The sequence below is a fragment of the Bacillus sp. BSL6 genome (assembly GCF_052928345.1).
The window spans coordinates 479,774-493,989 of the sequence record NZ_JAVGCW010000001.1 but is presented as its reverse complement, the minus strand read 5'-3'; the positions used below and the strand labels follow the sequence as shown (position 1 = coordinate 493,989).

Here is a 14,216-nt window from a genome sequence, read left to right as displayed (position 1 = left end):
GAGAAGCCTTTATTAGGCTTCTCCTTTTATTTTGAAATGGATACAATGTCCAAATGGATCCTCTACTTGTAATATTCCATCTTTGTACGTAGCAATCTTGCCAATATTTTTTAAGCTTTCACATACTTGCTCTTTTTGTTTTTCATTTGCTAATACAATTGTGAAATATTTCAAGCCAACGGAATTTGGCATTTGCGGTAATATTCCTTCACCTTGCCACGTATTTAAACCGATATGGTGATGGTAGCCACCTGCCGATACAAAGAGCGCCCCATTACGGGCTGGGATCGTTACTTCAAAACCAAGACCATCCACATAGAAACGTTTCGCTTCTTCTAAATCAGCTACATGGAAATGAATATGTCCCATCACAGTACCAGCTGGAAATCCGTTCCATTTACTTCCTTGCTGCAATAATTCTTCACCAGCTAACGGGTTACTAACAAATGGTAGCTCTCCATTCTCATCACGCCAAACTTCTTTTTGACGATCATGATAAATTTCAATCCCGTTTCCATCTGGATCAGCTAAATAAAGGGCCTCACTAAAGTAATGGTCAGCTCCGCCGTGCAGTGGATAAACCATTTCTACAAGATGACGAAGGATATTCGCTAAATCCTGTCTGCTCGGTAATAAAATTGCGTAATGATATAAACCCGTTCTCCCTCTTTGCTTTGGTAAGGCTTCTTTCTTTTCTTCAATGATAAGGAGTGGTTCGTTATTTTCATTCCCAAATGTAACGACCATTTCATCTTCTTTTAGTACTTTCATACTTAATACTTCTGTATAAAACTCTAGTGATTTCTTTATATTTGATACATATAAATGAACAACATCAAGCGTTGTATCGGGATGAAGTTGAAAACTCATCTTGTTAGCCTCCCATTTAAATTAGTTCTTCTTTGACATTTTCTCTTTTAAGAAATTATCTACAAAACCATCCGCTTTCGCAACAAATAAGTACGCACCCATTGCTAGTAATGCAAGCTCTAATTCGAAACCAGGATTTTTTCCATCTCCTAATAAACCAGCTGACCATTTTACTTTTACAATTGCTCCAACCATAACTAGTGCAAATAATAATCCAATATATCTTACACCTAAACCTAGGATTAATAATAGACCGCCAACTAATTCAACTGTTGCTACACCGTATGCAAGTCCTCCTGGTAAACCAATGCTTGTGAACCACCCTGCAATATTGTCAATTCCCGATTGGAATTTTGTTAAACCGTGCATAAAGAACGTTACCCCTAACACGATACGAATAATTAAGTTACCAATATGTTGATTCATTTCCTTCTCTCCTTTATAGTTTTCTTATACAAAACTTTTATTCACATTACAAAACATACACTAATTTTTTTTATTCGTCAATTCATTTTCACTGGGAAAATATATATTTTTTTTGCTATGATACAAATAGTTGTTTATAAAAAGGAGCTTGATTTTATGAATATTGGTTCTGCAATACGTGAAATTCGTCAACGTAGAGGCATAACAATTGCACAAATTTGTGAGGGAACAGGTCTTTCTAAAGGGTTTATGAGTCAGGTTGAAAATAATAAAACATCACCATCTATCTCAACTTTAGAAACAATCTCCAATTTTTTAAACGTTCCTCTTCCCTATTTATTGTTAGAACAAAAAGATCGATTAAAAGTTGTCAAAAAGGTAGAGCGTAAATATAGTGTATACGGAAAAGATGAACAAAGAATTGAACATGTTGCAGAGCAAGGTGGCCTTCGCCTCAATCTCGTAGAAATTCCTGCTGGGTTTCCGAAAGAAAACACACCAAATGCCCATGAAGGAGAAGAATGTCACCTTGTATTACGCGGAAAACTAGAAGTTCAACACGGAGAAGATGTTGCAATTGTAGAAGAAGGGGATTCTTTCTCCTGGAATGCATGTGTTCCTCATATCGTTCGTAATATAGGAGAAGAAACTGCATTATTACTCATCTCTAGTCATGCTGAAAATCGAAAACGTGTTTATTAAACAAAAAAGAAGCCTGTAAATCAGGCTTCTTTTTATCCTCTTATAACTCCATAGCTTGTCCCAACTAGTACAGTTTTTTCGTTTTGATTGCGATAAACTGACTCGATTGAAACCTTTTTGTATCCTTCCATCTGTTCAACATTCGTTAAAGTTAATTCACAAGTGATCGTATCTCCTGCAAAAACTGGTCTAATAAACTCACTTACTAATTCTCTTGCTATGTAATGTAATTCTTCTCCTACTTTCGTTCCAATACTAGCAGTCAATAAACCATGAACCATTAAACGTCCATTTTCATCATATTCCATATGATGCCTACCTTTATCCCCTGTAATATTTGCAAATTCAAAAACCTCTTCCTCAGTAAATCTTCTTTCGTATTTAAATACATCCCCAACTTTTATACTCATTTTTATCCCCCTAATAATAAACAGAATTTTCTTTCATTTTACCATAAAATGAATCTTAGTTCAGTTTATATTATTAAAATAGTATGCCTTTTTCTGTTCTACTTTTTCTCCTTATCGGTGCCCCTCTTTTTTGGCTATTTGATATCCATAGTACGCACATGTTCCATTTCTCGATAACTCTCTCACCTCAAAACCACAACTTCTATAAAAATCAAAATTACTCGCAGAAGTATGCGCAAACCAGTCACCATGTGGCAATTTTTGCAAACAAAGAGCGACAAGTTTCTTACCTAATCCCTTCCCTCTATATTCACATTTCACAACTAAATTTACTATGTTCGCGACCATGATTCCATCAGAAATGACTCTAACCATTGCAATCATCTCTTCTTCATCCCAAATTGTGAATGCCCATGTTGAATTTTCAAATGCTATCGTAAATTTTTCAATTTGCCAAGAAGGGATATTATCATTGCTCCAACCGGCATCTTCAAATAAGGTCTTAATTGCATATGCAGGTACACCATTCGTTCCCTCACGAATAATAAGTCCATTATGATAAATGTACATGTAATCCCCCCTTTATTTTTATATACCATTCTTCAAAAGATGCAATTTACCTTTTTTCATCCAACACGCCTAATAGAATAAACGAGAACATCGATCCCATGAAATGAAGTTGTTTTCTCATAACTAAGCCCTGTTTTTCTAGCAACAAAGATTGAGGCGGGGTGGTCCGGATTAATAAGAGAGATTAATTTATTCATTCGTAACGCTTGGAAGCCATAATCTCGAAATGCTGCCGCTGCTTCTTTCGCGTACCCTTTTCCCCAATACTGAGGTAATAACCAATAACCAATTTCAATTTCCTCTTTTCCATCTATTTGTTGCTTCACTAATCCTGCATGACCAATTCGTATTCCCGTTTTCTTTTCAATTAATACAAATAAACCGAGACCATTTTTATAGCTAGGAATCACCCACTCCTCCAAACTTTTTTTACACTGCATATATGTTTTTAACGTCCCATTTCCAATATAACGCATTACCTTCTCATTTCCCCATAGTGAAGCGTAGAACTGTAAATCATCCATTGTATATTTGCGAATTTGTAAACGATCTGTATGAAACATTTCTGTACTCCTTCCCACGAATTTTTACTTAATTACACGCTCACGTCTTGTATCCATACTAAATGTTACTATCTATTATAAATGAACTAACGTTTAAATACAGAATATTCAATCTCAAAAGAATTTAAAAAAGGCAGTAGACAAATATTGTCTACTGCATCCATATCATAACTAGCATAAAGAAAACTACAATTGAGGGGGGTGTAGGATTTTCAAATATACTAGATACTTATCCCGTTCTAACGGGCGGTAAACTTTCCAATTATATAAAAGTGAAAAGTTTACCGCACATAAGAACTTTGGCGGTCAGTAAGAAAGCACCGTTAAGTAGTCAAATACACGCTGTGCTTTTTCTCCACCCATTCGTGCATGTTGAAGAAGAGAAATACCATGTGGACCAGATGCACGTAATGCTTCTGGTTGTGCTACTAAAATAGCTTGTACAACTTCTATTTCTCCCAGCATAGCGGCCGCGAAAATATCCATTCGAGCACCCTTTTCTAATAAGTAAAGAGCAATATCTTTACGCCCTACATGTGCCGCTGCTCCTAACGCACTTTCCCAATCTGACCCACCCCAATTGTAAGAGGCATGAAGTAAACTTGGCGATTCAGCCAACAGTTCTTGTACTTTTTCTAAATCTCCGTGAGCTGCCATAACAAATTCCCTTACTAACTCAGTGGTAACACGTTCTTCTGTTCGCATTTTGCTCCTCCTTTTTTAGAAATTCGTTTCGGTGTAAAAAATGGCTTTTCGCTTCCTTGAAAAATATCTACCTCTATGCCAAATATATGTTGAAACATTTCATGACATAACACTTCTTCTGGTACACCATCATACTGAAGCTTCCCTCGCTTTAATACGAGTAAACGATCACTATATTGAGCCGCTTGGTTAATATCATGTAAAACCATTATAATTGTCATACCAAATTCCTCGTTTAGTCGTTTCACAAGTTCCATTACTTCCAACTGATGAACGATATCTAAAAAAGTTGTTGGCTCATCCAATAATAAGACGTTCGTACGTTGTGCTAGCGTCATTGCAATCCAAGCGCGTTGTCTTTCCCCTCCTGATAAAGATTGTAAAAGACGATATTCATACCCTTCAAGATTTGTAACAGACAATGCCCAATCAACAATTTCTTCACCTTCTTTATTTAAGCGACCTCTCCATGATTTATGAGGGCCTCTTCCAAATTCGATTAATTCTTTCACTGTTAAATCTAATTGATGATCATGCATTTGTGGTAACATCGCTAATTGCTTCGCTACATCGGCACTTTTCATCGTATGAATACTTTTTCCATCTAAAACGATATCTCCTTCGCTCTGTTTAAGTAGTCTTGCCATTAAACGAAGCAAAGTAGATTTCCCTGACCCATTCGGTCCAATTAAACTAACGACCTCTCCAGCTTTAATATGTACATTCATATTTTGCATTTGAAATCTTTCAGAATGTGCGTAAAACACTTTGTTAACGGAAATCACGTTGCTTGCCTCCCCTATGAATTAAATATAAGAAGAACGGACCGCCTAAGAAGGATAATAAAATACCGACAGGTAATTCAATTGGATCGAACCAACTTCGAGCTATCGCATCTGCGAAAACAAGTAATATTCCTCCGCCAAGGCATGATAATGGCAGTAAATATTTATAATCATTCCCAACTAATAAACGTAACATATGTGGTACGACGAGACCGACAAATCCAATAAGACCAGAAACACTCACCGCAATTCCAGCTAATAATGTACTTACTACTATTAAATAAAACCGGCTTCTCTCCACGTTATGCCCCAATAATTTCGCCATTTCATCTCCAAGCATTAATACTCGAATATGTTTGATACCAAAGAAAGCTAATATAATAGCGAATATTGCATAATAAATAATCATGTTTAAATGTGCCCAGCTCACACCACCAATGCCACCTGCTAACCACGGTAACACGGACTGTACTTTGTCACTATGCAATAACATTAACGCTGATGTTGCTGCACCAATTAATGCATTGATTGACACGCCTACTAAGACAATTCTTGAAGGTGGCGCCCCTTTTTGCCACGATAAAGCATAAATGATCATCGCCGTTATGAAAGCTCCTAAAAACGCCCCGAGCGGTAAAAAAGCCATATGCTGAGGGAATAAAATCATAATTACGATTGCTACAAGGCCTGCTCCAGATGAAACCCCAATAATACCGGGGTCTGCAAGAGGGTTTCTCATCACCCCTTGCAGCATTGCGCCAGATGCAGCTAAACATGTTCCTACTATAAATCCAACGAGCACTCTTGGTATACGAAGGTCCCATACAATTCGATGAACTGTCGACCCTTCATCTTGTATCCCTGTTAGAATATCTCGTAAAGAAAAGGATAAGCTTCCTGCGAAAAGGCCGTAAAAAAGACCTAAAATCGTTAATATAACTAAACTAACTGCTATGATCCATCTTTTTTTCGCAAAAGGATGTTCCTCTTCCCTTACTACTTCACTACTTTCCATACTTATCATTTCCTTACATCTTGTATACTTTTATACATAAAGTCCATCGCTTCTGTAACTTTTGTTCCAGGATTTGATCCAAATAAGTCAGGTGGCAAAATAACTACACGATTTTGTTTTACTGCATCTAAATTTTTCCATGCTTCATTTTTCATCATTTCACCTTCAAATGCTTTTTTAACACTATTTGGATCTCCATGTGTAATTAAATAAATCACATCTGGATTTGCCTCAATAATGCGTTCTACGCTTAACTGCGCATATTGCGGATATTCCTTCATTTCTGGAAAATCAGCAGCGATATTTTTTCCGCCTGTCTTTTCTAAAATATCACCTGATAAAGAGGTTGGTAATGCGGCTAAATATGTACCTGGTGCTCCATACACTAGCAGTGCTTTCACATCGCTCTTTTTCTCATATTTCTTCATTTGAACATTAATTTTTTGATTAAGTTCGTTTGCTTTATCTTCTTTCTTCATTATCGTTCCATATAGCTCAATATTCTTTTGAATATCTTGTACAGAATTCGCAGAAGAAATCATTACTTTCGTTCCTTGTCCTTCCACCGTTGGAATGTTCTTTTGAAATCCATTGTTAGCAATAAGTACATCAGGCTTTAAGCTAGCAATTTGCTCAAAATTTGGCTGATGTGCATTCCCGATTACTTGTATTTTCTTTATATCCTCTGGAAGAGTTATTTTTGCATCCGGACGACCTACTATTTTTCCGCCTAAAGCATGAATAATATTCATGTCTCCCATACTTAATGTCGCAAAACTCTCTGGCACTTTATCGAATGTCACCTTTCTTCCTGACAGGTCGGTAACTTCTATTTTCTCTTTTCCTTTTTCTGTTTTTGTTGCCGATGCTTTTTCGTCTCCTTTTGCACTGCAACCTATTAATAAGAAAAAAATAGATAAAATCGCTGTGAATAGCGTAATAGATTTTTTCATTCTTTCACCTCTAATTGATAATGATAATCATTAACTACTATTCTACTTTAATTGATAAGGATTATCACTGTCAATATAAAACGCATACATTTTCTAGAAAAACAAAAAGCGTTACAAAAAAGATTCCTTCTTTTTGTAACGCTCTATTTATCAATATTATTCACATTCGTTTCCCTCTAACTCGTCTCGCATCACTTTCACACGCTGAAAGAAAAAGAAGGATAAACTTAAAAATATAACAATGCTCCCCATCATAACAAAAGGTTGTGATGTTTCTTTTGCTCCACTTGGAATCAATAAGCCAACCATTAACAATGTACTTACAGCGAGAAGAATTTGTCCGAACCGAGTATAATCTTCTATTTTCTCTTGTAATTCTTTCATTATATTCTCACTCCTCCATTTCACTGTATCATATTCTATTACACTTAAAGACAAGTAAATACAGCCATTCTGGGAGATGTTTTCCAAAAGACAAAGAGCCGCTTTATGGCGGCTCTTTCACAACCATTACTCACCTTTATATGCTTTCATATAAATTTCTTTCAGTTCTGAAATGAGAGGAAGTTTTGGATTAGCTGTCGTACATTGATCTTCAAAAGCTCTTTCTGCTAATAATCCAACAACCTCTTCAAATTGGTCTTTATCTACTCCTTGTCCTGCAATACTCATATTAATATTTAAGCTTTTTCCAAGTTCAATAATTGCTTGGACAAGTGATTCCACACCTTCTGCCGCCGAACTTGCTGGAAGCCCGAGCATTCTCGCAATATGTGCATAGCGTTCATCAGCTACAAAATGCTCATATTTTGGGAACAATGCGTGTTTTCTTGGCTTAATAGCATTATAGCGAACTACGTGCGGCATAAGAATTGCATTCGCACGCCCATGCGGAATATGAAATTCTGGTCCAATTTTATGTGCTAAACTGTGATTAATACCTAGGAAAGCATTTGCAAATGCCATCCCTGCAATTGCAGAAGCATTATGCATTTTTTCTCGTGCTTCTTCATCATGTCCATCTTTAAATGCTCTTGGTAAATATTTAAATACGAGATCAATAGCCTTTAATGCTAATCCATCTGTATAGTCATTTGCTAAAACAGACACATACGCCTCGATTGCATGCGTTAATACGTCCATCCCAGTGTCTGCTGTTACATGTGGCGGTACTGTCATTACAAATTGTGGATCAACAATTGCTACATCTGGCGTTAATTCATAATCGGCAAGTGGATACTTTATATTATTTTTCTTATCTGTAATAACCGCAAATGGTGTCACTTCTGATCCTGTTCCAGATGTTGTTGGAATAGCAACAAACTGCGCCTTACTTCCTAATTCCGGATATTTACATGTACGTTTTCTTATATCTAAAAACTTCTGTTTAATTCCATAGAATGTTGTTTCTGGGTGCTCATAGAAAAGCCACATCCCTTTCGCTGCATCCATCGCTGAACCACCACCAAGTGCGATAATGACATCAGGCTGAAAACTTCTCATCATTTCCGCACCTTTAAACACAGTTTCATCTGACGGATCTGGCTCAACCTCAAAGAAAACTTCAACTTTCACATCATTTGCATGTTTACGTAAATAATGCGTAACCGTATCTACATATCCATGCTCAACCATTCCTGGATCCGTTACAATAAACGCACGTGAAATGTTAGGCATATTTGCTAAATATGCTGTCGCATGTTTTTCAAAATAAATTTTTGGTGGTAATTTGAACCACTGCATATTCTTTTTTCTATTTGCCAACCTTTTTATATTTAATAAATGCGTCGCTGTTACGTTTTGAGAAACCGAGTTTTTCCCGTAGGAACCGCAGCCAAGCGTAAGTGATGGAATAAATCCATTATATATGTCACCGATCCCACCTTGTGATGAAGGAGCATTTACAATAAGGCGGCAAGCTTTCATACGTAATCCAAATTGCTTTTGCACTTCTTTATTTACAGAATGGATAACTGCTGAATGTCCTAAGCCACCGAGGTTTAACATTTCTTCACAATATGTAAATCCTTCTTCTAATGAATTTGCTTTTACACAAGCTAATACTGGACTTAACTTCTCACGAGATAGTGGATATGCGGCTCCGATGCCTTGTATTTCAGCTACAAGCATTTTTGTATTTTTAGGTACAGTAATTCCAACTAATTCGGCAATATACTGTGCAGATTTCCCTACAATATCACTATTTACTGCACATGTATTTTCATTAATAACAAGCTTTTCTAATTTTCTTCTCTCTTCCTCTGTTACAAAGTAACAATCATTTGTAATCATTTCTGTTTTCACATCATCATAAATTTCCTTGTCTACAATGATTGCTTGTTCTGATGCACAAATCATCCCGTTATCAAACGTTTTTGATAAAATCAAATCATTAACCGCTCGTTTTATATGCGCTGATTTCTCTATATAACATGGTACATTACCAGGACCTACACCTAGCGCTGGTTTTCCAGTAGAATAAGCTGATTTCACCATACCAGCCCCTCCAGTTGCCAAAACAAGAGCAATACCTTCATGGTTCATTAATTGTTTCGTTGCTTCGACAGAAGGTTTTTCAATCCACTGAATACAATGTTCTGGTGCACCCGCCTTCACCGCTGCATCGTATACTGTTTTCGCGGCTGCAATAGAACATTTTTGTGCGGAAGGATGAAATGCGAAAATAATTGGATTTCTCGTTTTTATCGCTATTAATGCTTTAAACATTGTTGTCGATGTTGGATTCGTTACTGGAGTTACCCCAGCTACTACACCGACGGGCTCCGCAATTTCTATTATTTCTTCATGAGGGTCTTCGTGAATAATCCCTACTGTTTTATCTTTCTTTATGCTATGCCAAATATATTCAGTAGCAAAAATATTTTTAATGCATTTATCTTCGTATACACCACGACCTGTTTCTTCAACAGCCAACTTCGCAAGAGGCATATGTTGATCAACACCTGCTAATGCCATTTCATGAACAATGTTGTCAATTTGCTCTTGTGTAAAACTTTCTAATGCTTGTAAAGCCTTCCGACCGTTATTCACTAACGTATCAATCATCTCTTTTACTTCCTGCATTTCATTTACAACTTTCTCTTTGACTACCATGTAAATTCCTCCTATTCTGCTATCTTGGACTAAATAAGACCCTACAGGTCATAATCAGTCCCGATTAGCACAAAAAAATAGAATTGCTTTCCTACATGAACCTCATTGTTTGTGAAATATTTCACAAGTTTGTTCGTGAGTAACACTTCATGAATTCAATATACATGAAATCATTTTATTTGTGTATGTCTATTTTGTGAAATATTTCACAAAATAATGTAGTAAAAATGCACTGCCTATACTAGCAGTGCATTTTTACTACGCTAACGCTTGTGCTAAATCTTCAATTAAATCTTCTCCGTCTTCAATACCGACAGAAATTCGAATTAATGTATCTGTAATTCCTAGTTCTTTGCGACGATCTGCTGGGATTGATGCATGCGTCATTTGAGAGGGGATAGAAATTAAACTTTCTACTGCTCCTAAACTTTCAGCCAGTGTAAAGTATTGTAATTTCTCAAGTACTTTATTTAATGTTTCTTCGCTATCTACATCAAATGAGATAATAGCACCAAATCCATTTGCTTGTTCTGTTGCTAATTCATGGTTTTGATGTGACTCAAGACCTGGATAATATACTTTATTCACTTTTGGATGATTATTTAAAAACTCAGCAATTGCGCGTGAATTCGTTTCATGCTCTTCCATTCGAATTCCTAATGTTTTTAAACCACGAAGTAGTAAGAAGCTATCTTGTGGGCCAAGAATGCCTCCTGTTGAGTTTTGTACAAAGTGAAGGTCTTCTGCTAATTGCGGGCTATTTACAACTACTAAACCTGCAACTACGTCACTATGACCTCCTAAATATTTCGTTGCACTATGAAGTACAATGTCTGCTCCTAAAGAGATCGGCGACTGCCAATATGGCGTCATGAATGTGTTATCAATAATTGTTAATAAATCTTTCTCTTTAGCAAGAGTAGATATTTTTTTAATATCAGTAATTTTTAGTAATGGATTCGTTGGTGTTTCTACATAAATCGCTTTCGTATTTGGACGAATGGCTTCTTCAACTTCCTCTAAGTTTGTTGTATCTACAAATGTATGCTCAATACCGAAGCGGTTTAACACTTTCGTAATCACGCGGTACGTTCCGCCATACACATCATCTGTTAAAATAACGTGGTCACCTTTTGAGAACAACATAATTGTAGCTGTAATAGCCGCCATTCCTGAACCAAATGCGAAACCAGCATGGCCATTTTCTAATACAGCAATCATTTCTTCTAAAGCTGCACGTGTTGGGTTTCCTGTACGTGAATATTCATATCCTTGATGCTTACCAACTGCTTCTTGTTTGTACGTACTCGTTTGATAAATCGGTACATTTACAGATCCAGTTGAAGGTTCTCCTATGCGAATACCATGAATTAACTTTGTCTTTGCTCTCATTTTTTATTCCCATCCTTTGTATATGTCTTTACTTAAATAGCGCTCACTACTATCAGGAAAAATCGTTACGATATTTGTACCTGGCGCCGCTTTCTCTGCTTCAAGTAAACTTGCATGAAATGCTGCTCCTGAAGAGCTCCCAACAAGAAGTCCTTCTTTTTGCGCTAATTCTTTCACTCGTAAAAATGCATTGCGATCAGAAATCGTATGAATTTCATCAAAATAAGATGTCTTCAAAAATGGCGGGATAAATTCCAGTCCAATTCCTTCTGTCTCATGTGAACCAGCCTTACCACCATTTAAAATAGATCCTTCTGGTTCCACAATAACCGTTTTTATATCTACATTTTTTTCTTTCAAGTAAGATGCAGTCCCCATAAACGTACCGCCAGTTCCTGCTCCAGCAACAAATATGTTAATCTCTCCATTCAATGCGTCCCACAGTTCAGGCCCTAATGTTTTAAAATATGCACGAGGATTTGCCTCATTTGCGAACTGACTTGGAGAGTATGAATTCGGTATCTCATTTACTAACTCTTTTGCTTTTGCAATTGCACCGGTCATTCCTTGCTCAGTCGGCGTATGCACGACCGTTGCGCCTAGTGCTTTCATTAATTCTTGTTTTTCAATGCTAAATTTCTCTGGTACACAAACGATAACGTGTAAATCATGTTGTAACGCTGCGAGTGCCAGTCCAATACCAGTATTTCCAGCTGTCGGTTCAATAATTGTTCCGCCCTCTGTAACAAGCCCTTTTTCTAGCGCATCTTCGATTAATTCTCTTCCTAATCGGTCCTTAACGCTTCCGCCTGGGTTATAAAATTCAAGCTTTGCAAATAAACGGACCCCTTCTGGAAGTGAAAAACGAGTAATTTCCACAATTGGTGTATGACCAATTAACTCATGAACTCCACGATATACATTCATCGTGTTCTCCCCCTTATTTGCCAATAAAGAAAAGGCAACTGTATGTATTTTCTTTATATGAGACAGTTGCCTTTTTGTTACATTACTTTAACTCTTCTAATACTTTTACAATAAAGTTTGTAGAATGAAGAGCTGCTTGATCTAAAAATTGATCAAATGAAACATTTGATTCTTTACCAGCAATATCAGAAAGTGCGCGAATGATAACAAACGGAACTTCGTATTGGTGGCATACTTGTGCAACAGCTGCTGCTTCCATTTCTACTGCATAAAGATTTTCGAATTTATCACGAATGGCTGCAACTCGGTTCGGATCACTCATAAATGAATCACCTGTTGCAATCATACCTTTTACAACTTGAATATTTTCTTCTGCCTGCATACATTTTTCAGCTAATGCAACTAATGCTTCATCAGCTTTAAATCCAGGCGGCATTCCTGGTACTTGCCCATACTCATAGTTAAATGCTGTTACATCTACATCATGGTGACGAACTTCTGTTGAAATAACGACATCCCCAACATTTAGAGAATGATGGAATCCACCAGCTGAACCAGTATTAATGACTTTTTCAGGCTTATATCTTTCTAATAAAATTGTCGTTGACATCGCTGCATTTACTTTACCAATACCAGACTTTAACAAGATTACTTCATGTCCTGCTAATTGTCCTTTCGTAAATTCACAACCCGCAACCGTTTCTGTTTCTGCTTGTTCTAATTTGTCACGTAAAATACGTACTTCTTCTTCCATTGCTCCAATTACAGCAATTCTCAATCTAATCCCTCTTTCTATTGCTTAGTTGCCTCCATTACCCACACGAAATGATTTAATCTCGTAAACGTTACATGGAAGCCATTGTTTTCAAAAATAGTCTGCATAACTGGAATACGTGTATAGTATTCCGTTTGCAAATCGTTTGCTAACTGATGAAAACCTCTTTGTTTTGCTGCTTCAACAGTTTTATCATATGCATCTTGATCTGCAAATATCGTATCAGCAAACACTATTTTACCACCTTTGTTTAGCAATTGACTATACTTCGCAATCGCTACATTTTTTTCATCATCTGTTAAATGATGAAATGCATAGGTGCTTACTATGGTATCAATGGAATTCGGGACTTCAAACGAAAGAAAATCACCTTCTGTAATGGAAAACTCTTTTGGCAATTTCTCTTTTGCAATCATGCGCATTTCACGTGACGGTTCTATACCGTAAACTGTGCGGCCAGCAAGTAATAATTTATTTGTTAAATTACCTGTGCCGACACCAAATTCTAATACGTTACCAAATGACTTGTTAACTACATCCTCTAGAATGTCCTCATAATGGGCGAAAACTTCTTTATATTGTATATCTTCGCCTTGTACAAATGAGTCGTACGTATGAGCCCACTCATCAAATAAACCATTAAATTCTGTACCCATAAAAATTCCCCTTTTTCTTATCGGTTTTATCAGTATGATATTCCCTCTTTCTAAAAATGTCAATTGAAATGTACATGGTATTTCCTTCTTTTCTTTGTTACACTATAGTTGATTACATAGGAGAGGGGCCGTCTTCATGTCATTTACCTTTGAAATGTTAGAAGATAAAGTAGAATTTTTTGAAGCGGGAGACTTAGCTTCTTTAGAACGTAAAATCAGTGAACAAATCGATAATAATAAAGCACTTATGCTTGAAGTTCATCACATCTCGCATCAAATGGTTATGGATCCTGAAAGTAAAAGACCATATTATAGCGCGGTTGTTCATTTTAAATTAAAGAAATTACGCTAAC

17 protein-coding genes are annotated in these 14,216 nt (G+C 36.6%); 2 read left to right on the top strand and 15 right to left on the bottom strand.

Features of this window, described 5'->3' with window-relative positions; all coding sequences use genetic code 11:
• Window positions 1-12 precede the first annotated feature (12 nt).
• Entirely contained in the window at window positions 13-870 is an 858-nt protein-coding gene (locus tag RCJ96_RS02725; RefSeq protein WP_074610313.1) for a VOC family protein, read from the bottom strand.
• A 21-nt stretch (window positions 871-891) separates the two neighbouring features.
• Window positions 892-1,296 (bottom strand): DoxX family protein, encoded by a 405-nt coding sequence (locus tag RCJ96_RS02720; RefSeq protein WP_001071557.1) that lies wholly within the window; start codon window positions 1,294-1,296, stop codon window positions 892-894.
• Window positions 1,297-1,452: 156 nt separating this feature from the next.
• Here RCJ96_RS02720 and RCJ96_RS02715 point away from each other — a divergent pair, with 156 nt between their 5' ends.
• Window positions 1,453-1,998, top strand: a complete 546-nt coding sequence (locus tag RCJ96_RS02715) for a helix-turn-helix domain-containing protein (RefSeq protein ID WP_001020702.1) — start codon at window positions 1,453-1,455, stop codon at window positions 1,996-1,998.
• Window positions 1,999-2,030: 32 nt separating this feature from the next.
• Here the strand turns inward: RCJ96_RS02715 and RCJ96_RS02710 are convergent, their stop codons facing one another.
• The 13 genes from RCJ96_RS02710 to RCJ96_RS02650 form a co-directional block, all read right to left on the bottom strand.
• On the bottom strand, window positions 2,031-2,408 hold the full coding sequence (locus tag RCJ96_RS02710) for a MaoC/PaaZ C-terminal domain-containing protein (RefSeq protein WP_000025006.1): 378 nt from the start codon (window positions 2,406-2,408) through the stop codon (window positions 2,031-2,033).
• Window positions 2,409-2,519: 111 nt separating this feature from the next.
• Window positions 2,520-2,978, bottom strand: a complete 459-nt coding sequence (locus RCJ96_RS02705) for a GNAT family N-acetyltransferase (RefSeq protein WP_000276116.1) — start codon at window positions 2,976-2,978, stop codon at window positions 2,520-2,522.
• A gap of 56 nt (window positions 2,979-3,034) precedes the next feature.
• On the bottom strand, window positions 3,035-3,541 hold the full coding sequence (locus RCJ96_RS02700) for a GNAT family N-acetyltransferase (RefSeq protein ID WP_000469134.1): 507 nt from the start codon (window positions 3,539-3,541) through the stop codon (window positions 3,035-3,037).
• 306 nt (window positions 3,542-3,847) lie between these two features.
• Window positions 3,848-4,246: an ankyrin repeat domain-containing protein gene (locus RCJ96_RS02695; protein WP_001258469.1), complete on the bottom strand. Its 399-nt coding sequence runs from the start codon at window positions 4,244-4,246 to the stop codon at window positions 3,848-3,850.
• Window positions 4,213-5,031 (bottom strand): ABC transporter ATP-binding protein, encoded by an 819-nt coding sequence (locus RCJ96_RS02690; protein ID WP_446699720.1) that lies wholly within the window; start codon window positions 5,029-5,031, stop codon window positions 4,213-4,215. Before RCJ96_RS02690 ends, RCJ96_RS02695 begins: the two co-directional genes overlap by 34 nt.
• On the bottom strand, window positions 5,018-6,046 hold the full coding sequence (locus RCJ96_RS02685) for a FecCD family ABC transporter permease (RefSeq protein WP_242304697.1): 1,029 nt from the start codon (window positions 6,044-6,046) through the stop codon (window positions 5,018-5,020). The genes RCJ96_RS02690 and RCJ96_RS02685 overlap by 14 nt, the downstream gene beginning before the upstream one ends.
• 5 nt (window positions 6,047-6,051) lie before the next feature.
• Window positions 6,052-6,999: a helical backbone metal receptor gene (locus tag RCJ96_RS02680; RefSeq protein ID WP_000748469.1), complete on the bottom strand. Its 948-nt coding sequence runs from the start codon at window positions 6,997-6,999 to the stop codon at window positions 6,052-6,054.
• Between the two features lie 156 nt (window positions 7,000-7,155).
• Window positions 7,156-7,383: a YrhC family protein gene (locus RCJ96_RS02675; protein ID WP_000661445.1), complete on the bottom strand. Its 228-nt coding sequence runs from the start codon at window positions 7,381-7,383 to the stop codon at window positions 7,156-7,158.
• Between the two features lie 126 nt (window positions 7,384-7,509).
• Window positions 7,510-10,113, bottom strand: coding sequence for a bifunctional acetaldehyde-CoA/alcohol dehydrogenase (gene adhE / locus RCJ96_RS02670; protein ID WP_416503958.1), 2,604 nt, complete (start codon window positions 10,111-10,113; stop codon window positions 7,510-7,512).
• 258 nt (window positions 10,114-10,371) lie between these two features.
• On the bottom strand, window positions 10,372-11,505 hold the full coding sequence (locus RCJ96_RS02665) for a bifunctional cystathionine gamma-lyase/homocysteine desulfhydrase (RefSeq protein ID WP_001201908.1): 1,134 nt from the start codon (window positions 11,503-11,505) through the stop codon (window positions 10,372-10,374).
• Window positions 11,506-11,508: 3 nt separating this feature from the next.
• Complete coding sequence (locus RCJ96_RS02660) at window positions 11,509-12,432, bottom strand: O-acetylserine dependent cystathionine beta-synthase (RefSeq protein WP_074610332.1); 924 nt, start codon at window positions 12,430-12,432, stop codon at window positions 11,509-11,511.
• Between the two features lie 82 nt (window positions 12,433-12,514).
• Entirely contained in the window at window positions 12,515-13,210 is a 696-nt protein-coding gene (gene mtnN / locus RCJ96_RS02655; RefSeq protein ID WP_001217039.1) for a 5'-methylthioadenosine/S-adenosylhomocysteine nucleosidase, read from the bottom strand.
• Between the two features lie 14 nt (window positions 13,211-13,224).
• On the bottom strand, window positions 13,225-13,863 hold the full coding sequence (locus RCJ96_RS02650) for a class I SAM-dependent methyltransferase (protein WP_000536319.1): 639 nt from the start codon (window positions 13,861-13,863) through the stop codon (window positions 13,225-13,227).
• Between the two features lie 136 nt (window positions 13,864-13,999).
• On the opposite strand from RCJ96_RS02650, the gene RCJ96_RS02645 reads away from it, so the two are divergent.
• Window positions 14,000-14,215 carry a YrzA family protein gene (locus tag RCJ96_RS02645; protein ID WP_000010984.1) on the top strand — a complete coding sequence of 72 codons (216 nt, stop codon included), beginning with the start codon at window positions 14,000-14,002 and terminating at the stop codon, window positions 14,213-14,215.
• Window position 14,216 lies beyond the last annotated feature (1 nt).

Coding starts and splice junctions, on each gene's coding strand:
- RCJ96_RS02680 (WP_000748469.1), bottom strand. CDS start 6,999: ATGAAAAAATCTATTACGCTATTCACAGCGATTTTATCTATTTTTTTC.
- RCJ96_RS02695 (WP_001258469.1), bottom strand. CDS start 4,246: ATGCGAACAGAAGAACGTGTTACCACTGAGTTAGTAAGGGAATTTGTT.
- RCJ96_RS02685 (WP_242304697.1), bottom strand. CDS start 6,046: ATGGAAAGTAGTGAAGTAGTAAGGGAAGAGGAACATCCTTTTGCGAAA.
- RCJ96_RS02710 (WP_000025006.1), bottom strand. CDS start 2,408: ATGAGTATAAAAGTTGGGGATGTATTTAAATACGAAAGAAGATTTACT.
- RCJ96_RS02665 (WP_001201908.1), bottom strand. CDS start 11,505: ATGAGAGCAAAGACAAAGTTAATTCATGGTATTCGCATAGGAGAACCT.
- RCJ96_RS02725 (WP_074610313.1), bottom strand. CDS start 870: ATGAGTTTTCAACTTCATCCCGATACAACGCTTGATGTTGTTCATTTA.
- RCJ96_RS02650 (WP_000536319.1), bottom strand. CDS start 13,863: ATGGGTACAGAATTTAATGGTTTATTTGATGAGTGGGCTCATACGTAC.
- RCJ96_RS02715 (WP_001020702.1), top strand. CDS start 1,453: ATGAATATTGGTTCTGCAATACGTGAAATTCGTCAACGTAGAGGCATA.
- adhE (WP_416503958.1), bottom strand. CDS start 10,113: ATGGTAGTCAAAGAGAAAGTTGTAAATGAAATGCAGGAAGTAAAAGAG.
- RCJ96_RS02660 (WP_074610332.1), bottom strand. CDS start 12,432: ATGAATGTATATCGTGGAGTTCATGAGTTAATTGGTCATACACCAATT.
- RCJ96_RS02645 (WP_000010984.1), top strand. CDS start 14,000: ATGTCATTTACCTTTGAAATGTTAGAAGATAAAGTAGAATTTTTTGAA.
- RCJ96_RS02675 (WP_000661445.1), bottom strand. CDS start 7,383: ATGAAAGAATTACAAGAGAAAATAGAAGATTATACTCGGTTCGGACAA.
- RCJ96_RS02720 (WP_001071557.1), bottom strand. CDS start 1,296: ATGAATCAACATATTGGTAACTTAATTATTCGTATCGTGTTAGGGGTA.
- RCJ96_RS02705 (WP_000276116.1), bottom strand. CDS start 2,978: ATGTACATTTATCATAATGGACTTATTATTCGTGAGGGAACGAATGGT.
- RCJ96_RS02700 (WP_000469134.1), bottom strand. CDS start 3,541: ATGTTTCATACAGATCGTTTACAAATTCGCAAATATACAATGGATGAT.